Genomic DNA, 26707 nt, shown 5'->3' on the forward strand with positions numbered 1-26707 from the left:
CTCTGGGCCGGCATGACCAAAAAACGGCGTCTCCTCCTGATCGTCGGAGGACAAATCATTTTCTGGTGCACCATGTGGTTCTCCATTCATCAGGGCACTCAAAGACAGAGAATGGAGGAAAAAAATCCCCCCTCGGCCCGTCCCGTTGCCATTCCATTCGGAACCGCTGTGCGTTCGCGCATGATCGAGGCCGATCCGGCTGAAACCCGCCTCAGCGCCAAAGACAACGCCGCCAACGACTACCGCCGCGCCTTCGCCCTCCTCGAAAAACTGACAAAGCGGGAAAAAGATATGATGAGCTACCGGGCTGTGCTCAAGGAAGAGCCTTCGGCAGTGGAAGTAGAAGCTCTGCTAACCAAGATCGAGCCCATCATTGCTCTTCTCCGAGAAGGCGCCGCTAAACCGGCCTGCGATTGGCGACTTCACGATTTACGCACGCTGACTACGACTACACACATGTCCAAGGCATGGGATCTGGCGCAGATAGCCTTTTGGGACGCAAAACAAAGAGTTCATGATCAGCCGAATAGTTCGGTCGCAGATGTGCGGGCTCTCAATCAGTTATCGAACAGCATGGATGCTGGAACAGGGAGTTCGTTAAATCATCTCGGAACTCAAGCTTTAATCTCCCAGTTCATCAAAGACTGGGCAGCCGAACTCCCTGCGCAAGATAGGCGTGAACTGTTAACAATGTGGATCCAGCCAGATTTTCTAGCCGTTGCCCAATCGTGTAACCGCTCCGAAATCGAAACAAATCTCCAGTTGATAGATCTTTATAAGTCGGGGGTGGACTTTGAGGGCAAGCCTCTGAGTGAATGGACCAAACGCATGGGCGCAGGCCTCTTTGGGAGTGATTCCGCAACGCAGAAAAGAACCCGCAAAGGCTTCGAAAAATTAGCTCGGGTTGCAGACGAAAGCGTCTTTTGGTCCGACGAGAAGTTTGATCAATGGTGCCAGCAAGTCGCAGACATGCCGACGTGGGAAGATGGATCCAACCCGATCCAGACGTTTGCTGGTATTCGCCGCGATTTGCGGACGTCACTCAGGCAACGGGCCATGACTGCCGCCGGCTTGGCGCTCATGGACGAAGGCATGGCAGCACTGGCTCGTTTTCCCGATCCGCTGAACGGGGAAACGTTTCAGTATCGCGTGATGGACGACCAAAACGCATTCCAGTTGCAATCGACTGTGCTCCACAAGGGCAAACCCGTGTCGCTGACCTTCCGTCGGGGCGAAAAGGGGACGACGACGGCTCCATAAACGCGCTCTGCGGGTGCAGATACCGCCCTTTCGCGGAACGCAATGGAGTTTTACCGGAAGACAATGGCTTGATACAGGAACGAAACGGCGTTTAACAAGAACACAATCGTGTATGAGTGGAATGCAATGGCCGCTAACAAGAACGTGTTGGCGCATGATCGGAACACAATTGCCGTCCACAGGAATACAACAGCGGCTGAGTGGAATGCAATCGGTTGGTTGCGGAATGCATTGGCGTGTGACAAGAGTGCAATGGCTCTTTACGGAGCGTTATTTCGACATTCAACTGCAACTCCCATGGAAAACTCCCCTGCCCCTGCCACCGCCGTTTCGACAGCCCCGCTCGATCTGCTGTCACTCGAGACGTTTGCCCCGGCTCTGGGGCGATGCCACGCGCTGGCGGATGATTGCCGAACTCGCGAAAGGCGAGCCGCTGATGGTGAGCGAACTGGCCACGCGGCTGGGGCGTTCGCCCGGTTTGATCTCGAAACATATCGCCCGATTGCGCGAGGCGGGTCTCGTGGAAGTGGGCCGGGCACGGTTGTATAACATTCCATCGCGATTTCTCCGGACGCCCGGCGTGGCGGATTACGGCCATTGCCAAATTCCCGCAGCGCAGAAGGCTGATTGATTGCGCTGGAGAAAAAGGTTCGCACGGAGGAGCACAGAGCTCACTGAGGGGCGGCCGGCTGAAATAAAACTCTGTGACGGCGGTATAACCGGGTAGGCGAAGGCGTTTAGCTTCGGCTACGGCCCGACAGGCTTGTCGTTGACGTAGAGTTTTTCCAAGGCCGCGACTCCGTGAAGGACGCGGACGGTGACGTAGGAGTTTTGCTGTCCGTTGCGATTACTGGCGCGATAGGCCGCTTCCGCTGCGGGGGCGGCGGTTTCGTTCATGTAGTAACGATCAAAAGGAAACTTGACCGTCGTGGTGGTGGCGTCGCCCCATTGCACTTCGACGGGCATGACGTTATCGCCTGCCGTCTTTTCGCGGCTGATGGACTGGATTCTGGCGAACCCTTTTTCGTCCTCTTCGAGAGTGGCCCAGACCTGAGTGTCTGGTGGAAATTTATCCTTCGTCGTCACGGTGTCGTCCTGGAACGAAAGAGCCACGTAACGACCGCGGAAGGCGTCGTAAGGATCGACGGGAGCCGTGTGGAATTTGAAAACCCGTCCATGCTCAAGGGCGGCTTCCTGCTGGTAAATCATGAAACCAGGGACTCCCAACTGGGCCGTCGCGACGAGCGAAAGCAGGAAAACGCGGAGTTTCATTTCGTTCTCCCTCGCTTTTTCAGCAGGAAAACATTCGCTCCACCGAAACCGGCTCCCACGACGATGAAGGCCACACCTTTCAGCAAAAAATTAACGTCGCTGTCGAAGAATCGCGAAATGATGAGCGTGGCCACGAGAAGCAATCCCGCATTCAGCGTGGTGAAACGCAGATCGCGCGTGCCTCGGATAATCGTGACGATTCCGAGCGCGAGGGCGTAGAGATTCATCAAAATCAAAGTGGATCCTGTGCCGGTGCGGAGCAGAAAGGTGCCGCAAAGGGCCACGACCGGCAGCAAACCGGCCGCGGGGTTGAGGGGAGTTTTACGCAGCCAACCGAACGTGAGGAGGATGACCGACAGAATGAGGAAACCGTAGTTGATCGTGTTCGCCACCGCCCCAGCCGACCAGACGGGCTCGGAATAAATGTCGGAAACGCGATCTTCCCACGCGAACCGATAGCTCAACCAGATCGCCAGCACGACGATTCCAAGCTGGCCCACAAAGACGAAGGGATGTCCCACGCGCGGCGCTTCGGTTTTCCGAAACCACGTGCATCCCGCCAGATAAAGTGACGCGAAAATCCCGGAAAAAACCAGCGGCCAGAGGGCGAACACCGCGCGGTCGCATTGAAACCCGGCACTCACGGGAATCGCCAGCGCCAGGGCGAGCGACATCCACCAGGCACGTCCGGAGAAGCGGTTTTCTCGAATCAGCAGCCAGTAATGTGGCAGCACGAGGAGGAGCAACGGCCAAAACCATAACATCGAGTCACGATGAATCACCAAATCCGCTCCCCAAGTCGTAATTCCGGCAACGTAGAGGATCGCGACCGATGTGGAGCGAAGCAGATAAACCAGGGGCAGAGCGAGCAGCGCCCAGGTGAGAATGAAGGCGGGGAAGCTGCCGGAGAGTTGGTAAGTCTGCGCGATTAAGGCGATGCAAGCACCGATCGCCACCGAATGAAATGCCCCGACTCCTTCTGCCAGCGCGGCAGAGTTGTTTTTCCGGGTCATCGCTATCCCAGACAGAACCACGCCGAGTGCGAGTGGCAAAAATGAAAGCACGGCGCGTGCGGGCCGCCCCAGTTGATCCCAGTTGTGCGCGAAAAGCAGGATGATTCCGGCACTGACCAGCAACCCGCCCAACACCGAAAAAATAATGACCATGATGTTCCGAGACCCGGTTCCTGTCCCGGCAACGGCTGCATAATGCGCTCGCAAGCTTTCTGCAGAACCCTCGCCGATCACGCCTTGAGCGATCAGTTTTGGAAGCTGATCAATCAACCAGCGGGCGGCCTGCGGTTCGTTCACGAGGAAGGATTAAACGTTCCAGAGTGCGATGACACGGGAAAAATCAACGGGAGAACTTCCCCTTCGCACAGAGTGGATTGGAACTCCGCCCTACTTTTTCTTCGTGGGCAAACCGGAGCGTTTGGTCTCGGCCAGGTCTTCGAGCTGCTTCTCGCTCATGGATTCGGCCATGCTTTTGGAGGCGCCTTTGAGGGATTTCTTGGGGGTTTCGCCGCGCTTGGCGGAGAGGGCGGCTCCGGCGGCCATCTGCTGTTTTTTGGATTTCGCAGACATAACCGTTCTTCGCCAGCGGAATGAAACCCGGATGTGTTGAACGAAACCCGATGTGTTTAGAGGTGCCGCTTGTTGAAGCGGGCCACTTCGCGATCTGTCTCGCGTTTGCTGGCTTTTTCCTTCAAATCGGCGCGTTTGTCGTGCGAGACCTTGCCCTTGCCGATGCCGATCTCGACTTTCACCCGGCTTTTTTTCCAATACATCCCGAGGGCGACGATGGTCTGGCCCTCGATGGCGGTGGCGCTGAAAAGTTTTAAGATCTCCGCTTTATGCAGGAGCAACCGCCGGGGGCGCTTCGGCGCGTGCTGCTCGTGGCTGGCGTTGTCATAGGCGCGAATGTCGGCGTCCATCAGGAACACCTCGCCGTCGTCCACGCGGGCAAAGGCGTTGGTCAGATTGGCGAATCCGGCGCGAATCGACTTAAGCTCGGTGCCTTTGAGTTCGATGCCGGCCTCGAAGCGCTCAATAATGAAATAATCCCGCAGCGCCTTGCGGTTGGTGGTGATCTCGGGGGTTTTCGCCCGCTTCTCTTTTTCAGCCATAATCTGGCCGGGAGTTGAAAAAAATTAAACTGCGGCTGGCTCGGAGAGATCGAGCTTCAGCTTGCCTTCGATGATTTCCTGGAGGGCAATGTCGGAAAGGCCCATTTTCGGACCGACTTCGACGGTCGGACGAGCGCCGGCGCTGAGTTGGCGCACACGCTTGGAGACGACGTTGATGAGCACCTGGCTGTTGGTGATGATTTTATGGGCTTCTTCGACGAGCAGACTGTTCATAGGAAATGGCGGAGTAAAACGGACCGGATAAATAGGGGCGAAAGTCCCCTCTGTCAACGGGAGAGAGTCTTCGGGAGCGCACGCGTCTCGCGTGTTCTTTGAGGTGTCTCGCCTCAAAGCTATGTCAGACGAGAATCACGAACGTCAGAGCCCTTTCGCGATACGCGTGCGCTTCCGAGGAAAGTCTCAGACTCCGATCTGGGTGCGATAGGCGGCGGCGTCTTTCAGCGCGTCGAGTTCGGCGGGATCGGAGATTTTCACTTTGTAAATCCAGCCTTCGCCAAAGGAATCAGTGTTCAGCAGCGCTGGATTGCCGTCGAGCGCGGTGTTCACGGCCACCACTTCGCCGCCGACCGGGGAATAAATGTCGCTCGCCGCCTTTACGGATTCGATAACGGCGATGGTTTCCTTCGCCACAACCGGGCGGCCGACCTTGGGCAGCTCGACGTAAACGATGTCGGTCAATTCCGCCTGGGCGTGTTCGGTGATGCCGACGGTGGCGGTGTCCCCTTCGAGGAGCACCCATTCGTGGGATTCGGCGTATTTAAGATTTTCCGGGACGTTCATGATTTTCGATAGAGAGGTTTCTTGGCAACGACAGCGGGGAATTTGCGTCCGCGCACGTCGATTTCGAGTTCGGTTCCAATGACAGCGTTGACGGGCAAATAAGCCATGCCGATTCCGATGCCCAGGCTGGGGGAAAGTCCACCGCTGCACGTCTCGCCGACGACTTCGCCACCGATCAAGACCGGATAATGCGAGCGCGGCGGCGGTCCTTTGGAGGTCATGGTGAAGGGCGTCAATTTCAATGGAACTCCGCTCTGTTTTTGCGTGAGCAGAGTTTCGCGTCCGATGAAATCGCCTTTTTCCACATCCACAAAGAATCCCAAGCCCGCCTCCAGCGGCGTGCGAGTCGGACTTAGATCGGAGCCATTCAGCGGGTAGCAAACTTCCAGCCGCAGCGTGTCGCGCGCGCCGAGTCCGCAAGGTTTTGCCCGCAGCGCGAGCAACTTTTGCCAGACGCCCGCCGCTTCCTCGGACGCAAAGAAAATCTCCGCACCGTCCTCTCCCGTGTAGCCGGTGCGACCGACCAGAAAGCTGACGCCGTGCGCCACGACTTCGATCATTCCGCTGCGCGGCGGGAGATCGGAGCCGAGGAAATTCGTCAGCAGCGCCACCGCATTTGGACCCTGCACCGCGATGCCTGCGTAGTCGTCGCTTTGATTGGAAATCTCGACGTCGCCAGTGTGATGCAACTCGATCCAGGCAAAGTCCTCGGTGATTTTCGCCGCGTTCACGACGAGGAAATAGAGGTGCTCGTCCAGCCGATAAACGATCAGATCGTCGATCACGCCGCCGACTTCATTCAGCAGCAACGTGTATTGTCCCTGCCCGACGGCGAGCTTCGTGATGTTGTTCGTGAGCAGGCGATTGAGAAATTTTGCCGCGTCCGGTCCAGAGACCAAAATCTGGCCCATGTGGGAAATGTCGAACATCCCGACTGATTGCCGGACTGCGAGGTGTTCCTCCATGATGCTCGTGTAATAAACCGGCATTTCCCAGCCACCGAACTCGATCAATTTTCCGCCGAGCCGCACATGCTCATCGTAAAGTGGAGTGCGCTGGACGTTGGTTGTTTCGGACACGGCGAAAAAAATAGGGACCACTTCCATCGAAGTCAAACCGCATAAAGTGTGGCGACAAAATCCAAACTGCTGCTATCGAATACGGGCATGTCCTGGCTCAACAAACTCGATCGCATCGCCGCCCCCATCGCCGTGCCGGGGATTATCCGCTACGTGGCGTTTTTGAGTTCCGCCGCGTTTGTCGTGGGGCTCGCCATGCCGGGCACGCAGGCGCTGATGCCGCTGGAGCGCGGCGCGGTTTTTGCCGGCGAATGGTGGCGCCTGCTCACGTTTGCCTTTGTGCCGTCGAGTTACGGTCTGTTCTGGATTTTTGCGCTGATGTTTCTTTTCTACATGGGCGACTCCCTGGAACGCTCGATGGGCGCGACGCGGCTGACGGTTTTCTATTTGCTCGGCTGGCTGGCGACGGTCGCGGCGACGTTTCTTTTCGGCGGCATCGGGAGTCCCATTTATATCAACCTCGCGATCCTCCTCGCGTTCGCTACGTATTTCCCCGACTCGCAGATCTCCATTTACTTCATTTTCCCCGTGAAGGTGAAATGGGTCGCGCTCGTCTCGCTGGCCATCGCGATCGCTCTGGCGCGAGGACTTAATGGCTACGCCACGCTCGCGCTTTGCCTCGGAAATTACCTGCTCTTCTTCGGCTTCGACCTTGTGAAATCCTTCCACACGACCCAGCAAATCGCGAAGCGGCGGCATGAGTTTCGCGAAAAAGCCAAGCCCGACGAGGAAACGCTGCATCATTGCAAAGTCTGCGGCCGCACAGAAATATCGGACCCGGATCTGGAGTTTCGCGTCTCGGCCGATGGCGAGGAATATTGCACCGAACACCTGCCGTCGCGGGTGAGCTGAGTGGGGAGCGCACGCGTCTCGCGTGTTCTTTGAGACGTCTCGTCTCAAAGCTGTTTCAGATGTGGACCACTTACATCCAGGCCCTTTCGCGAGACGCAAAAGGGAGCACACGAGACGCGTGCGCTCCCGAAGACATCCCCTCGCCAGCTCTAGCCGCGGCTGAGTTTGCGCAGCGCCTCGACGCGTTGCCAGGCGGCTCCGCTTTCGATGATTTTCCAGGCTTTTTCGATGCCGGTCTTGAGGTCGGGCACGGCTCCGGTGACGACAAATCCCGCTCCGGCGTTGAGCGAGACGATCTCCCGTAATGGCTCGAGCTTGTCGTTGCCGCGCAGTAGTTTTTCAAGAATCACGGCGTTCGCTCGGGCATCGCCGCCGCGTAGCGAATGCAAGTCGCGCACCTCGCGGACATCGGCCTGCACCGTGAACCGCCTCATTTCGCCATTCTCCAGGGCAAACACCCGGCTCGGGCCGAGGGTGGAAAGTTCGTCCATACTGCGTCCGTCGGCGGTGGTGCCGTGAACGACCCAAGCGGCTTTGCGTCCGATCTTTTGCAAGACGGCGGCGTATTTTTCCTGCATCTGGCCGTCGAAAATGCCCACGAGTTGATGCGTCGGGCGCGCCGGATTCAGCAGCGGTCCGAGGAGGTTGAACATCGTTGTCAGACCTTCGCTGGCGAGTTGGCGACGAACGCGCCCGATGGTTTTGAAAGACGGATGAAAGGCCGGCGCGAAGAGAAATCCGCAGCCCGCCTCGGCGACGCATTTCTTGATCGCGATGGAACTCGCCTCTATTTGAATCCCGAGTGCTTCGAGCACATCGGCCCCGCCGGATTTCGAGGTGATGGCCCGGTTGCCGTGCTTCAGGACGGTGACATCGCCCGCCGCCAAAACGAACATCGCGGCGGTGGAGACGTTGAAAAGTTGCAGGTTGTCGCCGCCGGTTCCGCAGATGTCGAGCGTGGGCAGATTCGGGTCTAACTCGAGTTGCGGATCGACCGCGCAATCGAGAAATGCCTCCACGAAGCCGGCAAGTTCGTTGACCGTTTCCCCGCGCTCACGAGCCGCTCGCAGAAACCGGGCCTTGGTCGCGTCGTCCACGTTAACCGAGAGCAGCGCCTTGGCGGCAACGGGGATTTCCAAGGGCTGGAGTTCCCGGTCGATGAGGAGGGCTTTGGCTAGCGGGGAATCCATTTTATCTCTGGTTGGCAGCAATGATGATGCCAATAACGATCAGCACGGCGAGTGTCACCAATATAATTTTGATCCAGCTCAACGGATATTTTCCCGCGATCTGGCCGGTGAAGCCATTGATGACGACGGTGAAATTTTTCGAGCCGTAGGTGTAGGTCAGCAGCCAGACGGGCACGAGGATGTGCTTGAAAGTCTGGGCGGAATAGTCGGCATCCACTTGCAGATTGCGCTGCGTGTCGCCGGGGACTTCGCGGCTGCACATGGTTTCGAGGGCGTTGTCCATGAGGACGCGGGAGCGTTCGGCGGCGGCGATGAGGTCGATCTGATATTGCTCAACGACCCAGCCCGAGAGAAACGCGGTGTTGTAGGGAACGAGTTCCGTCGTGGGAAACGGCTCGACCTTGGTGAGCAAGTCGATTGGAACTCCCTTGGAAGCGGCCACCAGCGTGTCGTCGAAAAAATGATCCACCGAGCCGGCCGCGTATTCCCAGCGGGTGCGCTGGACCTGGCGCGTCTGGGTTTTTCCATTCGCGTCCTCGTAGGATTCCGTCTCGTAATAATGGTAGCCGGCCTCGGCGGTCCACTCGGCGTGCGCCTGCGCGTCGAAGGTCCAGTAAGGCAAATACGCGCCGTGCAGTGTGTCGGTGAGGGCGCGGTTTTTCAGCTTGTTCGGCGCGAACCAATGCGACCCGTACCATTTCCGAATGGTCTCGCGCACGGCTGTTTCAGCGATCTTGAACGCCAGCAAACTCTCGGGCCGGATCGGTGCCTGGATCTCCGTGTAAGGCACCAGCGCGGGCGAGCCGCAAAAGTCACATTTCTGTGCAACTCGACCCGCCGAAAACACGCTGATCGCCTGGCAGCTCTGGCATTTGACCGTGATTTGCTCGGGAGCCCAGCCCCGCTGCGATTCCGGGATGTTGCGCAGCGCGGTGGCGAGGTCATTCTCTTTGATTTCGCCGGTGACGGTCTCCTCAAACTGCGAAACCGTGCCGCAAAACGGGCAGCGCAAAGTCTGCGTGGCGGGCTCCCATTGCGCCTGCGCACCGCATGCGGGGCAATTATGCTTGGGGGCGGCGACGACTTCGGACACAGCGGCCAGTTATTTCCGATTCCCGGACAAAGCGCAAAGCATTTGGCGGAAAAGGAGGCTTTGCGCCGCAGGTTTTGAGAAATGACGAAACCGTCATCCAATGGCGTCATGTTTTGTCACTTTGCGACGGAAAAGTGGGGACATGATAAGACATACAAAAGTCTGGCTGCTGCTCGGCGCATCCCTGCTGACCTCGGTGGCGCATGCGGCAGACACCGTTTCGCGGGCAGAATATGAGGCATTGAAGAAACAAGTTGCGGTCCTGCAAAAGCAAATCGCCACCCGCGATACGGTGGAAACTCCAGCATCAACTTCGACCACTTCGTCCTCGGCCATCGCCAGCTTGCAACGCGATGTCACGGATTTGAAATCTGCCGCTGAATTGACCCGCCCCGGTACGACTAACATGCATATCGCGGGAAGCATGAGCACGACGTTCAGCACCTATGCGAACGACAACTCGAACTTCTCCGCGAAGTTCAGTCCCATATTTATCTGGGAGATCACCGACCGGCTTTTGTTTGAGGGCGAAGTCGAGATGGAGTTGGAAAATTCCGACACCGTCGTGAAGGTCGAATACGCGCAGATGTCGTATTTGCTGAATGATTATCTGACCTTGGGCGTCGGCAAATTTCTCAGTCCGCTGAACAATTTCGTCGAACGCTACGAGCCGGGCTGGATCAATAAACTGCCTGATACGCCGCTGGCGATTTACGACGGAATCCTGCCCGAATCTCACATAGGCGCCCAAATTCGTGGAGTCATTCCACTGGGTGTGTCGCGGGTGAATTTCGCGGCTTATGTGGCCAATGCTCCGCGTCTGATCGCTAACGATCCTGAGGCGCTCGGACAGCTACAGTTCGACAATTTTTCCTCGCTCAGCAACGACAAGGCTGTGGGCGGACGGATCGGTTTCGAGCCGTTGCCCTGGCTGGAGGTCGGTTACGGGGCGCAAGTGTCGGATGTTTCCGACGCGGATGGGCTGGTGGGTTCGCCGCGTGCGCTTTTGCAATCGGTCGATCTGCGGGTGAAACGCGACTCCCCATTTTTCAAAGGCGGCTTCACGTTGCTCGGTCAATATGCCTGGACCGATGTCGGTCGCGAAACCTATGACGCCGACGGCTCGCTGGGCGTGGGCCCGGTGACGTTCGACAACAAACGCAGCGGCGGCTATCTCCAGCTCTCCTATCGTCCGAAGCAGTTGAGTGAGTTTTTGAATCACTTTGAGGCGGTCGTCAGGGCAGATGAAGTCAACGCGCCGTCCGATGCTCCCGGTGCTTTTGATGAGAAACGCCTCACCGTTGGTCTCAATTATTATTTGCTCTCGGCCACGGTCGTAAAGGCGGCCTACGAACTCGACGAGCGCAACAATGGCGAACCCAATCAAAACGGATTTCTCCTGCAGTTCTCCAGTGGTTTCTAACCTTCCAATCAAACTATGAAACACGACATTTTCCTCAAAATCGGCCTTCCGATCACGCTCGCAGCCGTTTCTCTTCTCTCACTTTTCGGTGGCGAACCCGCAGTCAAGGACCTCCAGGAAACCGCCGGTCCCGATGCCGCCAAACTCTGGGCGCAAAACTGCCAGCAATGCCACAACCTGCGCCCGGCGACTTCCATGAGCGACACGCAGCTTCGGCTGGTAGTTCATCACATGCGTTTGCGCGCCCACATTACTGGCGAGGAGCAACGCGCCATTCTCAGCTTCCTTCAGGAGGCCAACTGATCCCAATCCACAGCCATATGAAAAAAATACTCACTTCACTCGTTCTCGTCAGCGTTGTTTTCAGCCAAGTTCACGCCGCTGATTATCCGCTCAAAACCTGCGTCGTCACCGGCGACACTTTTGGCGGTGATCTCGGGCCTCCCATCGAGATCAATTACAAGGGACGTCTGATCAAACTTTGCTGCAAATCCTGCGTGCGGAAGTTCAACGCCAACCCCGAAAAATACGTCAAAATCCTCGACGGCGCTGCCGCCAAATAAGAAAGGCATCTTGCAAGAACTCTGGCATTTTCTGGGTCAATTTCACCCCGCCATCGTGCATTTTCCGGTGGCCCTGTTACTGGTCGCGGCCTTGGCGGAAATGGGTTACATCCTTTGGCGCAAACCCTTTCTGGAGCACGCCGTCTCGCTGAATTTGCATCTGTCCGCCGCCTCGGCCATCGGTGCCGCTGTCCTCGGATGGGCTTTGGCGACAGTCACTGGCATCGAACCAGAATTGAGAAGCACCCTTTTCTGGCATCGCTGGCTGGGAACCAGTTCCGCCGTGCTGGCGGTCGCGGCCCTCGCGCTCTGGCATTATCATCGGGCCCAGATGACGAAACGGCGGCTCTGGACATTTCGCGGAGTGCTCTTTGCCGGGGCGATCAGCGTTTCGCTGGCCGGTCACCTCGGCGGGCTGCTGGTTTACGGCCTCGACTTTTATCATTTCAGTTTGAAATAATCAGGCATGCGCCTTCTGATTGCTGATGATGAGAAAAAGATCGCGCGATTTCTCCGCAAGCGGTTCGTTGAGGAGGGTTTTTCGGTCGATGTCGTGCATACCGGCAATCTGGCGCTGGAGCATTTGACTTCGATTCCCTACGACGCCGCTATTCTCGATATCATGATGCCGGATCGCGACGGCCTGAGCGTTCTGCGGTCCTTGCGAGAAAGCAAAAACACCACTCCGATCCTGCTGCTCTCCGCCCGTGGCGAGACTGCTGAGCGCATCGAGGGGCTGAACCTCGGAGCGGATGACTATCTGGCCAAACCCTTTTCCATGGATGAGCTCGTCGCCCGACTCCGCGCCCTCCTGCGGCGATCTTCCGGGGAAACGCTCTCGTTCTACAAAATCGCCGATCTCGCCATCCATCTCGCCCAGCGCAAAGTCCTTCGCGGCGAACGCAAAATCGAGTTGACGCCCCGCGAGTTTGCCGTGCTTGAATTTCTCGCGCGTTCGCCGGGCCGGGTCATCACGCGCACCCAGATTTGTGAAAAAGTGTGGGACTACCATTTCGACCCCGGAACCAATCTCGTCGATGTCTATATTCAGCGTCTGCGCCGGAAGATCGACGATGGCGAATCGGTGCCGCTCATCCACACCGTTCGCGGCGTTGGCTACCTGATCCAGGCCGACAAACCGTGAAAAGCCTCACGCTGCGAGCCAAGCTCACCTTCTGGGCAGCCTTCACTTTCGGGCTCGTCCTGAGCGCCTTCGGAGTGGGAGTCTCGCTGCACATTTACTACGAGATTCTCTCGTCGCTGCATGATGATTTGCATGATGAATCCATTGCGTTTTTTCAAACCTTGGACAAACACCCCGGCCCCATCAATTGGGACGATCCGCGCATCGTGCGCAACGATCTGCGCGACGTGCCGATGTTCCATCCCTTCGAGGTCTGCGATCTCGAGGGGAAGCCGTTGTTTCGCTCGCTCGGCATGGGGCGAATGTCGCTCGCCACCGTTTCCAACGCGCCTGGTTACCACCCCTGGCACGACCAGGGACGCAAGTATGTGATCGGTGTTTTTGCGGGAAAAGACATCCTTCTGCGCATCGTGGGCGACGTCGATAATGTGGACGAAATCGGCTTCGATCTCGTCTCCAGCTTCCTTTTCGCCGGCCCCGTCATGCTCCTTCTGGGTGGCTTTGGGAGTTGGCTGCTTTTGCGGCGCGCATTTCGTCCGGTGGAACAAATCGTCTCGGCGGCGGAACGCATCACCACGCAAAACCTCCACGAACGTCTCCCCGCCAGTGGCACGACCGATGAGATCGGGCGATTGACCGGCGTCGTGAACAGCATGATCGAGCGAATGGAGATCGGTTTCCAGCAGGCCACTCGCTTTTCTGCCGATGCCTCGCACGAATTACGCACACCGCTCACCATCTTGCGCAACGACCTCGAGCACCATCTCAACCTGAGCCAGCGCGATCCCGAGATTCAGGCGCAACTCGTGGAATATCTCGAGCAAATCACCCGTCTTTCCGTAATCATCGACAAACTGCTCCTGCTCTCCCGGGCCGATGTGGGTCATTTGGTCATCCAGTCGTCGGGATTTGATTTTTGCGAATTACTCAACGGCAATATCGAAGACATCGAAATCCTCGGCAGCAGCCAGTTCCTCACCGTGGAAACCCATTTGCCAGAATGGCTGCCTGTGGTCGGCGACCCCGATCTGCTGCGTCAAATGCTCCTCAACCTGCTGGAAAATGCCGTTAAATATAACCAGCCGCACGGCTTGATCCGTGTTTCCCTCACCGCAGACAACCACACCCTCGAACTCCGCATCGCCAACAGCGGCCCTATCATCCCCATTGGGCAGGCGGCATTCCTTTTCCAGCGTTTCTATCGGGCTGGCAACCGGGGCAGCGAGCGCGGCCATGGCCTTGGACTCAGTATTTGTCGGGAAATCGCGAGGGCGCACGGGGGCGATATTTCCTTTTCCCCAGACACGACGCCACTCAATGAGTTTGTCTTGCGACTGCCTTTGCAATGTCCCCGTGGCGGCGCAGTCAGCCGGAGTTAGATCGGAGTCTCGGCGGCGGCTTCCGCGCGTTTCATGCTGCCGGAAAGCGTCGCCACGCGGTCGCGCATAATTTTTCCTGCCTTGAACTTTACCGTGGCACGCGAGGGAATATCGTATTTACTCCCGGGCTGGTTTGGGTTGCGTCCTATTCTGGCCTTGGTTAGTCGCACTTCAAAAATGCCGAAGTTCCGCAACTCCACATCGTCCCCGCTGGCCAGCGTTTCCGTGATCAGATCGAGGGTTTTTTGCACAATTTCGAAGACCTGATGCTGCACAACTCCGGTCTCGTTGCTGATTTTTACCACTATGTCCCGCTTGGTTAGATTGGCCATCGTGTTGTTCTAGTTGTTTTTTTAGGTTCGTCTGCGGCAGTTTTCGTGTGGAAAATCCATCAGCGATTCCCTCGAAAGCCCTCGTTCGGCGAAGAAACTAAGAAAGAACCCAGTCGCAAGGCAAGCTCACAATTGCGATGAGTTATTTTTTCTATTGAAATACGGCTTCGTCCGCAAACGATACGACTCCGGCGCGATCTCGTGGGCCGTCTTGAAGTGCGTTTTCGCCGAGAGCAGGAGAAATTCCGGGCCGCGTTCGGCGACGAGCTTTTCCGCCAGCGAACGCACCATGGACGAAGCCCCGCGTGGCAAAGTCAGAAGCCCGAGTTTCTTTCCGGCGCGATCCATCCAGTCAATGAAGGCGTCGCGAGCCAGAATCGAAGCTGCTGCCACAGCGATATCGGACTCGGCCTTCGTTCGCTGGTCGATCACGATGGTTTGCGCTCGATCCTTCAGCGCCTGCTGGATGAGCTTGGGATTGGCAAATTGATCCGAAAGCGCTCGCGGACAGTCGGGTTGCATTTCAACGAGGTTGGAAATGACCGCCGCGTGGCCCCAGGCGAGCAGGTGGTTGAGGCTTTTCCGCTGCTTGGAAAAGGACTCGTACATCTCGTTGTAACGCTCGGGCGCGAGCCGGATGACATTGAAACTCGCCCCCGGCGTTTCGCGAATGATCTTCGCCAATTTGCGAATGCTGGCGTCGCTCGTAATCCGTTTGCTGTCCTGCACGCCCGCCGTCTTGTAAGCGTGTGCCAGATTGCGATCCACATAGACGCCGGCGATGACGAGCGGGCCAAAGAAGTCCCCTTTCCCGCTTTCGTCGATCCCGAAATGCGGCGCATACATCTCGGGGTTCAGCTCCTCCTCATAGCCAAATTTCGCCTCGCCCAGAATCTCCGGCTCCAGCCGAAACGTCAGAAATTCCTCCGTGTCTTTCCCCTGCAAAACGACTTTCGGCCCTTTCTCATATACCGCCACATTCAGCTTGCCCTTGCTCGCGGCGTAGAGCGTGTAGGGTTTTTCCACAAACTCAAACCCATCCGACTTCAATAATTCCCTCAGCTTCGCGGCCTGTTTGGTCGTCAGCGCGGCGGTATGGGTGGTGAGGGACATCGGAAAAATGTTCTCGCGCAAAGGAACAAAGACGCAAAGGTTAAACTGCCGTGGCCGCGTTATTTCCCGAAACCTTTTACCAGCAACTCCGCGACTGGTTTCGTCTGAATGCCCGCCAACTCCCCTGGCGCGGCGCGTCCGATCCGTATGCCATCATGGTCTCGGAATTCATGCTCCAGCAGACACAGGTCGCCACAGTCATACCGTATTTCAACCGCTGGATGGCCCGTTTTCCCACGGTGCAAAGTCTTGCTGCGGCCAGCGAACAAGATGTGCTCAGCCATTGGCAGGGGCTCGGATATTATTCGCGCGCGAAAAATTTACATCGGACTTCCATTCAAATCGCTGAAGGTCTGGGGCGTTTTCCCGACAATCTCGCCGACATGAAAAAACTCCCCGGCATGGGCGATTACACGGCGGGCGCGATCCTTACTTTTTCGGGAAATGCTCGCGTCCCCATCGTTGATGCGAACATCGCCCGCGTTCTCGCCCGGCTTTTCAATTTCCAACAACCGATCGATTCCGCCGACGGGCGCGCCAAGATCTGGGCTTACGCCGCGCAATTGTTGCCCAAGGAAAACGTGGGCGAGTTCAATGCCGCTCTGATGGAACTCGGCGCTCTCGTTTGCACGCCACGACCGAAGTGCGACTCGTGCCCGGTGATCAACCATTGCCGCGCCATCCAGACCGGCGACCCCATGCGACTTCCAGTGAAATCACCGAAAGCCGCCACCACGCAAAAAGTCGAGCGCGCCCTGTTTCTCAGCAACGGCGAACTTATCGCCCTCGTTCAGCGCACACAAAATCCGTGGGAAAACATGTGGGTTCTCCCGCCGATGACACATGAGCCCGATGTGCTCGAAATGCCCCTTGTCTCGCATAAATACGGCATCACGCGCTACCGGGTGACCCTCGAAATTTACCCCGCGAAGTCCACCTCTGCCGAGGTCCGCTGGTGCAATCCGATGGAACTCGAGTCACTCCCAATCCCATCCCCGCATCGCCGTGTGCTGGAAGCGCTTCTGCTACCGGTTCGTTAAAAAATCAAATTTCTTAATAAAAGCCCGCATGAGACGCGTTAAGAACGTTATTGAATACAGACGCCATTCGCTGCGTCGCACTTAAACATGAAAAAACTCACCCTCCCCTTACTGGCGGCTGTCTGCATGGCGGCCGTTCTCACCCCTGTCTCCGCTTCTGCGAAAGACAAGGACAAGCACAAGAAGCATCACGACGATGACCGCCGGGTCGAATCCGTCGATCGCAACGGCCACAGCGATGGCTATCGCGATGCCCACAGCGGCGACCGCAATTACAGCGTCAGCCGCAGCTCGAATGTCCGGGTCGTGACCCGCCAGATTCGCGAGGATGATGGGCGCGATTATCGTTCCTACCGCTCGGGCCGCGATGACCGGGCTTACAGCTACCGCGAGCGTTATCCTCGGCGTGTGATCGTTTATCAGAATCGTCCCTACGGCTATAATTACTACGATCTCCAAGTCGTGCTGCGGCGCGAGGGTTACTATCGCGGTCCGCTCGACGGCGACTGGGGTCCCGGCAGCCGGTCCGCGCTCATCCGCTACCAACGCGACCACGGCTGGCGCGATGACGGCGAAGTCGATGGCCGTCTGATTGTTAATTTCAATCTCGGTTACTAAGCCTCGCTCTCAGCGAAAAAAATCCGTGGCAGTTGCATTCCGATGCGCTGCCACGTTTCGCGTACCGGCTTAATTGGCCAGAGGCGCGTCCGTTCCAAAGAGCGTAACGGTCGCGTTATTCAAAGTCCCGCTGCTGCCTGCGGTGAGATCCTCGATGGTCAACGTCCAGGTGCCGACGGCGCTTTCGCCCCAGTTGCGCACTGTCATGTAAGTCCAGTCGATGTCGTTATTCCCGTCGCCATGCGGACTGGCGAGTTCGCTCACCGTGCCCGCTGGCGAGGTGAGTCGAATGCGAAGCTGACCCCGGCTGGGATGCGTAATGTCGAGCTTCACCGTCACATGCTCGACGCGTTGCTCAGTCGTGAAAACGAACGGCCTCGTCACCGATCCCGAGCCATCGGGAATGCTCTGCGGAATCGAGTTGGATTGCGATTGCTCGGTCTGCGGGCCGAGATTCGTCCAGTTCGCCGCGAGCCGGACCGCGCCGCCGCCGCTCACCAAGCCCGCGCCGTAATCCTGATTGAAATGGAACCCGGCTCCGTTGGTAATCCAGCCGGGATTGCCCGCATCGTTTTGGCGGGCGGTGCGGATGAGAATTTCCTGCACGTCGCGCCAGCCGAGACGCGGATTGCGCTGGAGCATGAGCGCCGCAACCCCGGAAATAACCGGTGCCGCAGACGACGTACCGCCGAAGGTTTTCGTGTAATTGCGATCCGAAAGTTCCCCGCGCGCGCCGGAATAATTGTAGCCATTCGAGCCGGTGAGATCGGTCGTGACGATGCCACTGCTGGTGTAATTGTCGCTCGGCGCGCCGATCAAAATGTTCGCGCCTCCCTCGGCGTAATAGGTCGCGCGTCCGCGATTGCTGATCGCCGTCACGGCAATCGTGTGAATCGAATTTGCGTAACCGTCGTAGTTGGAATTGTCGCCTTCCTCGCGTCCGTTGCCTGCGGCCCACACGAAAATCGTCCCCAGCCCGCCACGTCCGGAATTCGTCGCGTCCTCCAGAGCCTGGGTCGCGATCGGGCCCGGGGCTTCCATGGTTTGTCCATCGTCATCGGGGCCCCAGCTATTGTTTTTGATCGCGATCTGCGATGAGCGATAGAGAAACGCCTGCGCCTCCGTGTTGTCGTCTACGTAATCGGCGATCAGACGCAATCCCGTCAGACGTGCCTGTGGCGCGACACCGCAGACGCCGGTGCGATTTCCCCCGCGCGCAGCCGCGACTCCGGCCACGCTCGTGCCGTGAAAATCTCCATTGTACTGGCTCGGCCTCGCATCGTAATGCGTGCTGTCATTCCAATCGTAGTCGCGTGTGGTGTCGTAGTTTGGCTTGATGTCGGGATGGGTAAATTGCACGCCGTCATCGACGATGCCGATGAGCACTCCCCTGCCCCGGATGCCGGACCCGGAAAAGCTGCCCCAGATGCCGACGACGCCGGCATCGATCCCGCGCAAACCTCCGTGCTGGCCGGTATTGTAGAGATGCCATTGCTGGCTAAAGAGCGGATCGTTCGGACGTCCGCGCCGTTTTTGCATTCGAGCCAGAAGGTATTCCGCGGAAACGACGCCCGCCTCGGCACGGAGCGGCGCGAGTGTTTTCAAGGACGCATTGGCCGACGTGGTCGAGAAAATGTAATGCTCCGGCAACGCAGCCGCGGGTTCCCATTTCGTGATTCCCAGCCGGTTGGCGAGCGCGGCGACATCGGTTCCGGGCTGGAGCTGAACCATGATTTTCTCCGTGAGCAAACGCCGGGTCGCCTCGTTGCGCGGACCCTTTGCCGGATACAAAACCAGCCGCGTGTCGGACGCGATGATTTTGTCTTTGACGGCCTTGGCGACGTTCTCTGGCTGCACCTGGAAACGTCCGTCCTCCTGTTGCCGCGCAATTTCGTCGGCAGCGATGATGTAGGATTTCGTCTGGCCGTGATCGGCGGCGGAGATTTCAGCCGGGAGCGGACTGGCGGTCTGCCCGAAGCCGACGAGAGGAAGCAGGAGCCCGAGGAGAAGCGGCAGTTTTCGCATGGGAGTTAGATAGCACTGGAGGTGAGAGGCCGCGAATGCTTTGAGCCAGATACGAATGGAAGTCCGCCCTGTTTCCAAAACGAAAATGGGCGGCCCACCATTTCTGGCAAAGCCGCCCAGGATGATTTCGCTCTAACTCACTGCGGAGTCGGCGACTCGGTGGCTTCCGCTGGATTGCCACGGGTGACTTTGGGCTGGCGCTGGGCGGGACGCTCGGGTCGGGCGGCACGCTCACGCTGCGTGTCGGGCTGCTGCTGGCGGCGGGCCGCTGGCGCAGGGTCTGTGGAGGTGTCGGGCTGCCGTGGCCGGGCGACTTCACGTTCGACAGGCGCGGCTTGCTGCTGCGCGGCCTGTCTGCGCTCGCGCAATGCCTGAGCCTGGGCGTTTCGTTGTTGCTGCTCACGCGCGGCTTGGGCGGCAGCTTGCTGGCGGCTGGTGTCGGGCTCAGCTTGTTGCGCTTGAGGCTGACGCTGCGGACGAGTGGTTTCTGGAACATCGGCCGGCGCGCTGGGCCGGACAAACGGTGTCGGCAAGGGACGAGTCGGAGTTGCCTCGACGGGCGATGTGGCTTGGGCCGCCTCACGACGCGCTTTCTGCTGTTCGTTTATTGGCGGACGATTGGCCTGTTCGGGACGACTTGGCGTCACGTCCGGGCGGGTGGGTGTAGTGCTCCTATCTGGCTTCGGCATGACCAACGGCGTGGGCCGCTCCACGGGAGTTGCACTCGGCTCTGGCCGCTGCGAGGTCGCATCGGGAGTGGCGCTTCTTTCTGGAGTCGCCGTGGGCGTCGCTTGTACGGCTTGTTGTTCGGCCTGACGCCGTTGCATGGCCTCACGACGCGCCTTGGTTTGGGCATTCGGAGAACGTTCTGGAGTGGCTCGCGGCGCGACGGTGGGAGTTGGCTGCGTCCGCTCCGATGAGTTCGCTGGAGTTGGATTTGCTGCTGGGGTGGCGACTGCGGCGGACTGCTCGCGTTGTGCCTGGCGAGCGTCGTTCCGGGCTTTTAGTGAACGCTGGCGTTCGCGATCGGCCTGCTGCGTTTGCACTTGACGATCGGCTTGTTTTTGCAAATCCGCTTTTACCGCCTCGCGCTGCTCAGGACGCACTCCGCGCCAGCCGTTGTCGCGCTCGACTTTGGCCACTTTCCGCTCCACCCGCGCCGGACGCACATCGTTATTTCCACCGCGCTGGCTAGCTGCCGCAAAAAGAGGCGCGACAATGCTGAGACGATCCCCGCGAGCCTGCGGACGGGCCGAGTCGCGATCAAATCTCGGATCACGATTCAACTCCAACTCATAGCGTTGAATAGGACGGCGGCTGTGACGGCGCATGACTTCCACGTCGGGTCCGTAATTGTAAATATTCGTCTCGGAGTAGGTGATGTTCGTCACGTTAACGGTCTGGTTGATAATCGTCACATTCCGCTCCGGCTCGACCACGCGGCCCACGTAAGTTTCTTCACCGAAATCCTGGGTGTCCACAAAAGTATAAAACTCCGGACCCGTGTCGTAGCCCACATCGACCGATGCAGTGATGCTGCCGCCGCGCTGGAGGCGAGCCTCGGGAGGCAATGGCGCCCAGCCGACATAACTATCGCTCGACCGCCAGGATACCCAGGCCGGCGCCCATTCGTCACCGGGCACCCAGCACCAGCCGGTGTCCGCCAGATTCACCCAGCGTCCATAGTGGTAGGTCGCCCAGCCGAAACGCTCGTTCGATTCCCACGTCCAGCCGCGATCTGTCTCGACCCAACGGCCATCCGTGTAAGGACGCCAGCGGCGATTGTCGCGACTCACGCGAGGCTGCCAGATGTAGCCATAATCATCGGACTCGATCCAGTCGCCGTCGTCTTGCAGCTTGTCGTAGAAGACTTCGTAAGTGGCTGGTTTTCCCTGATAAACCGGCTCCGGGGCGTCATCGGTGGTGGTCGATTCCGTGCGAACATAGACGGGCTTTTTCTGGTTCGACGCCAGCGCATTACGCTCGGACTCCAATGCGACGCGCTGGTTGTCGAGGTCGGCCTGCTCCTTTTTTAACTGCTCGCGCTTCGACTCAGCGTCGGCGGCATCACGGTCGGCCAACTGGCGATTCAACTCCGTAGATTGGGCGCTGAGCTGGTCGAGTTTGGTCTGCATGTCTTGCAACTGGCGCTCCTTCGCCGGATCGGTGCTGGCAGATTTTTGATCGCAGGCAGCGAGTGCCATGGCGACGCAACTGGCGATGACCAAGGGAATGCGGGATGGGGTGGGAGTTTTCATAAATGAGGGGTGAGTTCTGGGATGGACGCGGGGGAATCCGGTGTATTCACAGATTCGTAAATCGCAATGGTGCGCGGTGTATGTATTTAGTTGAACCTAATCAGGATCCGCTTTCCGTGCCCCGCCCGTCGTTCGGGAGCAAGTCAGGTCTGACTCGTCTCGTCTTTTCGAGACTCCGCTCTTTCCGCCAAGCCGCGATGGCCGCGTGATTGCCGCTCAGAAGAATCTCTGGGATTTTCCATCCGCGAAACTCCGCAGGCCGGGTGTATTGGGGAAATTCCAGTAAGCCGTGGCTGAAGGAATCCTGCGCAGCCGATTGATCATTCCCCAGCACGCCCGGAATCAATCGCGTGACCGCGTCCACCACGACCAGACCAGCCAGCGCGCCATTCGTCAGCACGTAATCGCCGATGGAAATTTCCTCGTCCACCAGTTGGTCGATCACCCGTTGGTCGATTCCCTCGTAGTGGCCGCAGATAATGAGAAGATGTTGCAGCCCAGCGAGTTGAGTTGCATGGCACTGGGTAAATGGCGTGCCGCTGGGCGTCATCAAGATCACTTTGGAACTCGCCTGTCGAAGCTGTTCCACCGCCGCAAAGATCGGTTCGGGCTTCATCACCATGCCCTCCCCGCCCCCAAACGGCGCGTCGTCGGTCAGCCGGTGTTTGTCTGTCGTCCACTCGCGAATGTCGTGGGCTTGAAACGTGAAAAGCCCCTTTTCCTGGGCGCGTTTCATCATGCTCTGCGTCATCGGGCCCGTGCAAATTCCCGGGAACAGCGTCAGCAGATCGATGTGGAGAGGTTTCATGAAGTCCGCCCAAGCTAACGTGCCTCCCAGAGCGAATGCAACGCGCCAGACGCCACCGCTAGGCTCCCGGTTTGTCGCTCCTCCGGTCCTGTGGTATTTATGGCAATGTCTCTGGAAGAACGAGCCCGAAAAGCCCGCGAAATCGCCGCCCAAGCCGAACGCTACAAAGTGTGCGAGGGCTGCGAGTCGATCGTGGCGGAGCGCGTGGTAAATTGCCCGAATTGTCACGGCTACCGCTTCGACGGCACTCCCCAGCGGGTCATTTCCCAGGCGGAACTTCTCGGAGCGCGCGAGCAGACCAGCGTGGTGGCGGAAGATCTGGAATAAGCGGCGTGAGTCGAGTTCCATCGTAATCTAACGTTGGCATCGGATGTGCTTAACTGAAAGACAGGCTGCTAACGGCCTGATTTTTTCAATTATGATCACATTTGCCTATCAAGCTCGCGACAACGGGGGGAAAATTCTCTCCGGCGTTATCGAATCTGTCAGCCAGGACAACGCCATCAGCAATCTCATGTCCCGCGGTTTGATGGTGCTCTCGATTCAGCAAAAAGCGCAGGGCAAGAAGCTTTCCTCGAAGTTTCTCAGTCCCAAAGAGACAGATTTGGTGATTTTTACCCGCCAACTCGCCACCATGGTCGATGCCGGTTTGCCACTGGTCACGGGCTTGTCGGCCCTTTTCGAGCAGATGGACCCTAAAAAGCAAAAGGCGATGCACACGATTACCGCCGAGTTGATCGCGTCTGTGCAAGGCGGTGACCAATTCAACCAAGCGGTCGCAAAATTCCCCAATGCGTTTTCGCGGCTCTACATAGCCATGGTGCGCGCTGGTGAATCTGGCGGTTTGCTCTCGGAAATCTTGGATCGTCTGGCCGCGTTTCTGGAGGCCAGCGCGCGCCTGAAGAAAAAGGTTAAAAGCGCCATGACGTATCCGGCCGTCGTCATCTGTATTGCGCTGGGGATCAGCCTGTTCCTCGTTATGAAGGTGGTCCCAGTTTTCGCGGAGATTTTTGCGGACTTCGGTTCGCAACTACCTGGTCCAACGCAGGTTCTGATTAATATCAGCGACTTTCTCCGCGCCTACTGGTATATACTTTTTGGCGTCATCGGCGCTGTTTACTACGCGCTAAAATCCTGGCTGAAAACGCCGTCCGGTCGTGAAACTTGGGATAAATGGTGCCTGAAGATGCCAATTTTCGGCCCGCTCATTCACAAAATCTGCATGTCCCGCATGGCGCGCACTTTCGCACAGATGATTCGCAGCGGTGTCCCGATCTTGGAGACTTTGGAAATCATTGCAGAAACATCTGGCAACGTGATGGTGGAAAAAGCGATTCGCCGAACCAGCATTCTGGTGGAAAAAGGCGATCCCCTGGCAACTTCGCTGGCCAAGGAACCTATTTTCCCACCAATGCTTCTGCGCATGGTATCCGCCGGCGAGGCCACCGGTAAAATCGATAGCATGTTGGAAAAAATGGCCGATTTCTGGGATGAGGAAATTGAGGCGTTGCTCGATGCATTAACGTCTTTGATCGAGCCCCTCCTGATCGTCTTTCTGGGTGCCATTGTTGGCTTTATCGTTTTCGCTCTTTTCCTGCCTATCTTCAAGCTCAGCGACGTGGTTTCAAAGTAAACTACAAGTCATTCAAAGCAAAAGGGTTGCGTCGAACAGCGCAACCCTTTTGCTTTGGTAGGAGTTTGGTCTTCCTCTGAAATCAATCGTCGATGGGAATACTCCCCCGCTCCATCCACACCGTGAGAAGCGCAATATCTGACGGGGTAATTCCGCTGATTCGACCCGCCTGCCCTAGAGTCTCGGGTTTAATCGCGGAAAATTTTTGCCGCGCCTCCAGCCTCAAACCATGAACCGCATCAAAGTCCAGCCACTCTGGAAATTTGCGCGTCTCATGCTTGCGCGCTTGAGCCACCGCACTCTCCTGACGTCGAATGTAGCCCTCGTATTTTAAGTCAGTTTCCAGCATTTCCCAGATGGATGAATCAATCCCGCCAAGTATTTCAACAGGCAAATCTTTGTGGCTAAATGAAGGCCTTCGGAGCAGCTTTTCGACACGGACTCCTTCAAATTTTTGTTGTTGGGAGATCACCAAGGCCGCAGTCAGAGATGAACGGCGCTCCTCTGCTTTCTTCTGCCTCATCGAACAAACCAATCCAAATTCAGCCGCCTTGGGAGTGAGACGCAAATCTGCGTTATCCTGGCGCAATAGAAGCCGAAATTCAGCCCGACTGGTAAACATGCGGTAGGGTTCCGTCACTCCCTTGGTAATCAAATCGTCGATCATCACACCGATGTAAGCTTCATCGCGAGTTAGAATGAACTCAGCACGTCCCAAGGTTTTCAACCCGGCGTTTGCGCCCGCCATTAATCCCTGAGCAGCAGCCTCTTCGTAGCCAGAGGTCCCATTGATTTGCCCTGCAAAATATAATCCACCCACCCGTTTCGTTTCGAGAGTAGACTTCAACTGCGTTGGCGGACAGTAGTCGTATTCCACTGCGTATCCTGGCCTAATAATTTCGGCATTTTCCAAACCGTTAATCGACCGAATAAAGGCATATTGCACCTCGTAAGGCAGACTCGTAGAGATGCCATTCACGTAATATTCGTGAGTTTGCCGTCCCTCCGGCTCTAAAAAGAGCTGGTGCTGGGTCTTTTCTGAAAATTTAACCACTTTGTCCTCAATCGATGGACAATATCGGGGCCCCACTCCCTCAATCTTTCCCGCATACAGTGGAGAAAGATGGAGATTTCGACGGATAATACCGTGCGTTTTTGGATTCGTGTGCGTAATCCAGCAAGGGATTTGTTCCACATGGAACTTCCCACCGTGAAAGCGGTTTAAGCTGAAAATGTCATTTTCGCCTGCCTTTAGGAAATCCTCCAGAAATGTGAACAATGGCGCCGGCTCGTCACCTTCCTGACGCTCGCATCGACTAAAATCGATCGATCGACCATTGAGGCGGCAAGGTGTCCCCGTTTTAAAACGACCTATTTCAAAGCCGAGAGTGCGCAGGCTGTCGCTAAGCGTTGAAACACTATCCCCCATTCGACCGCCTGTAGCGTTTTGCATACCGACGTGGAGCAGACCCCTCATAAATGTTCCCGTCGTGATCACAATTGTTCCCGTGCGGATCTCGAGACCCAAATTCGTCCTAACCCCCGTAACTTGATCGTCGGACGTCAAGATTTGGGTTACATTTCCCTGAATAAAGTCGAGGTTTTTTTGGGATTCAATCATCCACTTCATCCGAAACTGGTACGCCTTTTTATCGCACTGGGAACGCGGAGCACGCACGCTTGCACCTTTGTTGGCATTCAACATCCTGCACTGAATGGCAGTTGCATCCGTATTGAGACCCATAACACCACCCAATGCGTCGATTTCTCTCACGATGTGACCCTTGGCCAAACCACCAATGGCTGGATTGCAAGACATTTGAGCCACCGTATCGGCATTTTGGGTCAAAATTGCAGTTATACAACCTAAGCGCGCCGCAGCCATGGCGGCCTCAACGCCGGCATGACCAGCCCCTACGACCACAACGTCGTATCTCTTTGGATAAACAAACACCCTGAACAATGCGTTAGAAGAAGCCATGGTTCAAATCAAAAGAGCAGCCACGTTCCACGTGGAACATGACGCCTCCTTAACTTCATTGCCGATAATTTTTACTGTAAATTAGATACACTTCGGGGTTGATTTTTTCGCCTTTCCAAACACTATAAAGCTGATGCCCGCAGCCCTCTTCCTCATTTTTGTAGCGATACTGATCCGAATCGTTCCGCCATTGCTACATGTGCACCACGATTGGATGGGAAATTTTTCCCCATTGGCGTCTTTGGTGTTGTGCGGCGCAGTCTTCTTTCCCAAGCGAATGGCCGCATGGGTGCCATTCTTGATCTTGCTTGTGTCGGATTTCACTCTCAACATCTTCGCTTATTCCACACCAATGTTGAGCTGGGAACTAGTCCCGCGTTATTTCATTTTTGCAGTGATCGGCTCGTGGGCTTTTAGCAAACGCGAAACGCTGGGGCGTAAGCCAATGGCATTGCTGGGAACTTCTGTGGCCGCCTCTGTGTTTTTCTACGTGGCGACCAATACCGTTAGCTGGGTAGGGGATGCCGGCTATGCGAAGACATTTGCCGGCTGGGCTCAGGCGCTAACAACAGGACTGCCGGGACTACCTTCAACTATTTCTTTCTTTCGTAACTCGCTAGTTAGCGACGTTCTTTTTACAGGCCTCTTTCTGATTTGTATGGCGGTCACCTCTAAGAAAAGCGCGGTCCAATCCCGGCCTGTTGTTGCTGTATAAATC

The 26707-nt window shown here is 57.1% G+C and carries 29 protein-coding genes; 14 read left to right on the forward strand and 15 right to left on the reverse strand.

From position 1 onward, the window contains the following. Positions 1–12: 12 nt before the first annotated feature. Positions 13–1260: a hypothetical protein gene (locus tag ABIT76_02530; GenBank protein MEO7932012.1), complete on the forward strand. Its 1248-nt coding sequence runs from the start codon at positions 13–15 to the stop codon at positions 1258–1260. A 247-nt stretch (positions 1261–1507) separates the two neighbouring features. Then, positions 1508–1891: a helix-turn-helix domain-containing protein gene (locus ABIT76_02535; protein MEO7932013.1), complete on the forward strand. Its 384-nt coding sequence runs from the start codon at positions 1508–1510 to the stop codon at positions 1889–1891. A gap of 116 nt (positions 1892–2007) precedes the next feature. Here ABIT76_02535 and ABIT76_02540 read toward each other — a convergent pair whose 3' ends face one another. The 7 genes from ABIT76_02540 to gcvT all read right to left on the reverse strand — a co-directional run bounded on the left by ABIT76_02540 (position 2008) and on the right by gcvT (position 6537). Continuing rightward, positions 2008–2532, reverse strand: coding sequence for a GDYXXLXY domain-containing protein (locus ABIT76_02540; GenBank protein MEO7932014.1), 525 nt, complete (start codon positions 2530–2532; stop codon positions 2008–2010). Beyond that, positions 2529–3842: a DUF2157 domain-containing protein gene (locus ABIT76_02545; GenBank protein MEO7932015.1), complete on the reverse strand. Its 1314-nt coding sequence runs from the start codon at positions 3840–3842 to the stop codon at positions 2529–2531. Before ABIT76_02545 ends, ABIT76_02540 begins: the two co-directional genes overlap by 4 nt. Before the next feature lie 90 nt (positions 3843–3932). Further along, complete coding sequence (locus ABIT76_02550) at positions 3933–4115, reverse strand: DUF3008 family protein (GenBank protein MEO7932016.1); 183 nt, start codon at positions 4113–4115, stop codon at positions 3933–3935. Between the two features lie 56 nt (positions 4116–4171). Continuing rightward, positions 4172–4657 carry an SsrA-binding protein SmpB gene (gene smpB / locus ABIT76_02555; protein MEO7932017.1) on the reverse strand — a complete coding sequence of 162 codons (486 nt, stop codon included), beginning with the start codon at positions 4655–4657 and terminating at the stop codon, positions 4172–4174. Positions 4658–4681: 24 nt separating this feature from the next. Then, entirely contained in the window at positions 4682–4891 is a 210-nt protein-coding gene (locus ABIT76_02560; protein MEO7932018.1) for a DNA-directed RNA polymerase subunit omega, read from the reverse strand. Between the two features lie 186 nt (positions 4892–5077). Further along, the gene (gcvH, locus tag ABIT76_02565; GenBank protein MEO7932019.1) at positions 5078–5458 is read right to left on the reverse strand and encodes a glycine cleavage system protein GcvH; all 381 of its coding nucleotides are present in this window, start codon (positions 5456–5458) and stop codon (positions 5078–5080) included. After that, on the reverse strand, positions 5455–6537 hold the full coding sequence (gene gcvT, locus ABIT76_02570) for a glycine cleavage system aminomethyltransferase GcvT (GenBank protein MEO7932020.1): 1083 nt from the start codon (positions 6535–6537) through the stop codon (positions 5455–5457). Before gcvT ends, gcvH begins: the two co-directional genes overlap by 4 nt. Before the next feature lie 87 nt (positions 6538–6624). Here gcvT and ABIT76_02575 point away from each other — a divergent pair, with 87 nt between their 5' ends. Then, positions 6625–7389 carry a rhomboid family intramembrane serine protease gene (locus ABIT76_02575; protein MEO7932021.1) on the forward strand — a complete coding sequence of 255 codons (765 nt, stop codon included), beginning with the start codon at positions 6625–6627 and terminating at the stop codon, positions 7387–7389. Between the two features lie 149 nt (positions 7390–7538). On the opposite strand, the gene trpD is transcribed toward ABIT76_02575, so the two are convergent. Together trpD and ABIT76_02585 are read right to left on the reverse strand one after the other, a co-directional pair. Continuing rightward, positions 7539–8579 (reverse strand): anthranilate phosphoribosyltransferase, encoded by a 1041-nt coding sequence (gene trpD, locus ABIT76_02580; GenBank protein ID MEO7932022.1) that lies wholly within the window; start codon positions 8577–8579, stop codon positions 7539–7541. Position 8580: 1 nt separating this feature from the next. Continuing rightward, entirely contained in the window at positions 8581–9672 is a 1092-nt protein-coding gene (locus tag ABIT76_02585; protein ID MEO7932023.1) for a zinc ribbon domain-containing protein, read from the reverse strand. Positions 9673–9814: 142 nt separating this feature from the next. Between ABIT76_02585 and ABIT76_02590 the strand changes: the two genes are divergently transcribed. Genes ABIT76_02590 through ABIT76_02615 form a run of 6 tightly spaced genes read left to right on the forward strand, consistent with a single transcriptional unit; the run spans position 9815 to position 14181 of the window. Continuing rightward, complete coding sequence (locus tag ABIT76_02590; protein MEO7932024.1) at positions 9815–11095, forward strand: hypothetical protein; 1281 nt, start codon at positions 9815–9817, stop codon at positions 11093–11095. Positions 11096–11110: 15 nt separating this feature from the next. Next, the gene (locus ABIT76_02595) at positions 11111–11398 is read left to right on the forward strand and encodes a cytochrome c (protein ID MEO7932025.1); all 288 of its coding nucleotides are present in this window, start codon (positions 11111–11113) and stop codon (positions 11396–11398) included. Between the two features lie 17 nt (positions 11399–11415). Then, positions 11416–11658 carry a hypothetical protein gene (locus tag ABIT76_02600; protein ID MEO7932026.1) on the forward strand — a complete coding sequence of 81 codons (243 nt, stop codon included), beginning with the start codon at positions 11416–11418 and terminating at the stop codon, positions 11656–11658. 10 nt (positions 11659–11668) lie between these two features. Beyond that, positions 11669–12118, forward strand: coding sequence for a DUF2231 domain-containing protein (locus tag ABIT76_02605; GenBank protein ID MEO7932027.1), 450 nt, complete (start codon positions 11669–11671; stop codon positions 12116–12118). A 6-nt stretch (positions 12119–12124) separates the two neighbouring features. After that, entirely contained in the window at positions 12125–12802 is a 678-nt protein-coding gene (locus tag ABIT76_02610) for a response regulator transcription factor (GenBank protein ID MEO7932028.1), read from the forward strand. Then, entirely contained in the window at positions 12799–14181 is a 1383-nt protein-coding gene (locus tag ABIT76_02615; protein MEO7932029.1) for an ATP-binding protein, read from the forward strand. The genes ABIT76_02610 and ABIT76_02615 overlap by 4 nt, the downstream gene beginning before the upstream one ends. Here ABIT76_02615 and ABIT76_02620 read toward each other — a convergent pair. Then, complete coding sequence (locus ABIT76_02620; protein MEO7932030.1) at positions 14178–14513, reverse strand: HU family DNA-binding protein; 336 nt, start codon at positions 14511–14513, stop codon at positions 14178–14180. The two genes, ABIT76_02615 and ABIT76_02620, sit on opposite strands and share 4 nt — an antisense overlap. A gap of 126 nt (positions 14514–14639) precedes the next feature. Beyond that, positions 14640–15626 (reverse strand): ribonuclease HIII, encoded by a 987-nt coding sequence (gene rnhC / locus ABIT76_02625; GenBank protein MEO7932031.1) that lies wholly within the window; start codon positions 15624–15626, stop codon positions 14640–14642. Positions 15627–15676: 50 nt separating this feature from the next. Between rnhC and mutY the strand changes: the two genes are divergently transcribed. Together mutY and ABIT76_02635 are read left to right on the forward strand one after the other, a co-directional pair. Beyond that, the gene (gene mutY, locus ABIT76_02630) at positions 15677–16666 is read left to right on the forward strand and encodes an A/G-specific adenine glycosylase (protein ID MEO7932032.1); all 990 of its coding nucleotides are present in this window, start codon (positions 15677–15679) and stop codon (positions 16664–16666) included. Between the two features lie 87 nt (positions 16667–16753). After that, the gene (locus tag ABIT76_02635; protein MEO7932033.1) at positions 16754–17284 is read left to right on the forward strand and encodes a peptidoglycan-binding domain-containing protein; all 531 of its coding nucleotides are present in this window, start codon (positions 16754–16756) and stop codon (positions 17282–17284) included. Positions 17285–17353: 69 nt separating this feature from the next. Here ABIT76_02635 and ABIT76_02640 read toward each other — a convergent pair whose 3' ends face one another. From ABIT76_02640 to trmD, 3 genes are all read right to left on the reverse strand, one after another. Continuing rightward, complete coding sequence (locus tag ABIT76_02640) at positions 17354–19309, reverse strand: S8 family peptidase (GenBank protein ID MEO7932034.1); 1956 nt, start codon at positions 19307–19309, stop codon at positions 17354–17356. 137 nt (positions 19310–19446) lie between these two features. Next, on the reverse strand, positions 19447–21567 hold the full coding sequence (locus ABIT76_02645; protein MEO7932035.1) for a DUF6600 domain-containing protein: 2121 nt from the start codon (positions 21565–21567) through the stop codon (positions 19447–19449). A 100-nt stretch (positions 21568–21667) separates the two neighbouring features. Then, entirely contained in the window at positions 21668–22375 is a 708-nt protein-coding gene (trmD, locus tag ABIT76_02650) for a tRNA (guanosine(37)-N1)-methyltransferase TrmD (protein ID MEO7932036.1), read from the reverse strand. A gap of 105 nt (positions 22376–22480) precedes the next feature. Between trmD and ABIT76_02655 the strand changes: the two genes are divergently transcribed. Then, positions 22481–22702 (forward strand): hypothetical protein, encoded by a 222-nt coding sequence (locus tag ABIT76_02655; protein MEO7932037.1) that lies wholly within the window; start codon positions 22481–22483, stop codon positions 22700–22702. 91 nt (positions 22703–22793) lie between these two features. Next, positions 22794–24008, forward strand: a complete 1215-nt coding sequence (locus ABIT76_02660) for a type II secretion system F family protein (protein ID MEO7932038.1) — start codon at positions 22794–22796, stop codon at positions 24006–24008. Positions 24009–24090: 82 nt separating this feature from the next. Here the strand turns inward: ABIT76_02660 and mnmG are convergent, their stop codons facing one another. Then, the gene (mnmG, locus tag ABIT76_02665; protein MEO7932039.1) at positions 24091–25989 is read right to left on the reverse strand and encodes a tRNA uridine-5-carboxymethylaminomethyl(34) synthesis enzyme MnmG; all 1899 of its coding nucleotides are present in this window, start codon (positions 25987–25989) and stop codon (positions 24091–24093) included. Positions 25990–26122: 133 nt separating this feature from the next. Between mnmG and ABIT76_02670 the strand changes: the two genes are divergently transcribed. Then, positions 26123–26704 (forward strand): DUF6580 family putative transport protein, encoded by a 582-nt coding sequence (locus ABIT76_02670; protein ID MEO7932040.1) that lies wholly within the window; start codon positions 26123–26125, stop codon positions 26702–26704. Positions 26705–26707: the final 3 nt, after the last annotated feature.

Source organism: Chthoniobacterales bacterium (genome assembly GCA_039930045.1).
Taxonomy (GTDB): domain Bacteria; phylum Verrucomicrobiota; class Verrucomicrobiia; order Chthoniobacterales; family DASVRZ01; genus DASVRZ01.

Coding starts and splice junctions, on each gene's coding strand:
- rnhC (MEO7932031.1), bottom strand. CDS start 15,626: ATGTCCCTCACCACCCATACCGCCGCGCTGACGACCAAACAGGCCGCG.
- ABIT76_02620 (MEO7932030.1), bottom strand. CDS start 14,513: ATGGCCAATCTAACCAAGCGGGACATAGTGGTAAAAATCAGCAACGAG.
- smpB (MEO7932017.1), bottom strand. CDS start 4,657: ATGGCTGAAAAAGAGAAGCGGGCGAAAACCCCCGAGATCACCACCAAC.
- ABIT76_02575 (MEO7932021.1), top strand. CDS start 6,625: ATGTCCTGGCTCAACAAACTCGATCGCATCGCCGCCCCCATCGCCGTG.
- gcvH (MEO7932019.1), bottom strand. CDS start 5,458: ATGAACGTCCCGGAAAATCTTAAATACGCCGAATCCCACGAATGGGTG.
- ABIT76_02550 (MEO7932016.1), bottom strand. CDS start 4,115: ATGTCTGCGAAATCCAAAAAACAGCAGATGGCCGCCGGAGCCGCCCTC.
- ABIT76_02590 (MEO7932024.1), top strand. CDS start 9,815: ATGATAAGACATACAAAAGTCTGGCTGCTGCTCGGCGCATCCCTGCTG.
- ABIT76_02540 (MEO7932014.1), bottom strand. CDS start 2,532: ATGAAACTCCGCGTTTTCCTGCTTTCGCTCGTCGCGACGGCCCAGTTG.
- trpD (MEO7932022.1), bottom strand. CDS start 8,579: ATGGATTCCCCGCTAGCCAAAGCCCTCCTCATCGACCGGGAACTCCAG.
- ABIT76_02595 (MEO7932025.1), top strand. CDS start 11,111: ATGAAACACGACATTTTCCTCAAAATCGGCCTTCCGATCACGCTCGCA.
- ABIT76_02670 (MEO7932040.1), top strand. CDS start 26,123: ATGCCCGCAGCCCTCTTCCTCATTTTTGTAGCGATACTGATCCGAATC.
- ABIT76_02635 (MEO7932033.1), top strand. CDS start 16,754: ATGAAAAAACTCACCCTCCCCTTACTGGCGGCTGTCTGCATGGCGGCC.
- ABIT76_02600 (MEO7932026.1), top strand. CDS start 11,416: ATGAAAAAAATACTCACTTCACTCGTTCTCGTCAGCGTTGTTTTCAGC.
- ABIT76_02660 (MEO7932038.1), top strand. CDS start 22,794: ATGATCACATTTGCCTATCAAGCTCGCGACAACGGGGGGAAAATTCTC.
- mnmG (MEO7932039.1), bottom strand. CDS start 25,989: ATGGCTTCTTCTAACGCATTGTTCAGGGTGTTTGTTTATCCAAAGAGA.
- ABIT76_02655 (MEO7932037.1), top strand. CDS start 22,481: ATGTCTCTGGAAGAACGAGCCCGAAAAGCCCGCGAAATCGCCGCCCAA.
- ABIT76_02560 (MEO7932018.1), bottom strand. CDS start 4,891: ATGAACAGTCTGCTCGTCGAAGAAGCCCATAAAATCATCACCAACAGC.
- ABIT76_02645 (MEO7932035.1), bottom strand. CDS start 21,567: ATGAAAACTCCCACCCCATCCCGCATTCCCTTGGTCATCGCCAGTTGC.
- ABIT76_02610 (MEO7932028.1), top strand. CDS start 12,125: ATGCGCCTTCTGATTGCTGATGATGAGAAAAAGATCGCGCGATTTCTC.
- trmD (MEO7932036.1), bottom strand. CDS start 22,375: ATGAAACCTCTCCACATCGATCTGCTGACGCTGTTCCCGGGAATTTGC.
- ABIT76_02640 (MEO7932034.1), bottom strand. CDS start 19,309: ATGCGAAAACTGCCGCTTCTCCTCGGGCTCCTGCTTCCTCTCGTCGGC.
- ABIT76_02530 (MEO7932012.1), top strand. CDS start 13: ATGACCAAAAAACGGCGTCTCCTCCTGATCGTCGGAGGACAAATCATT.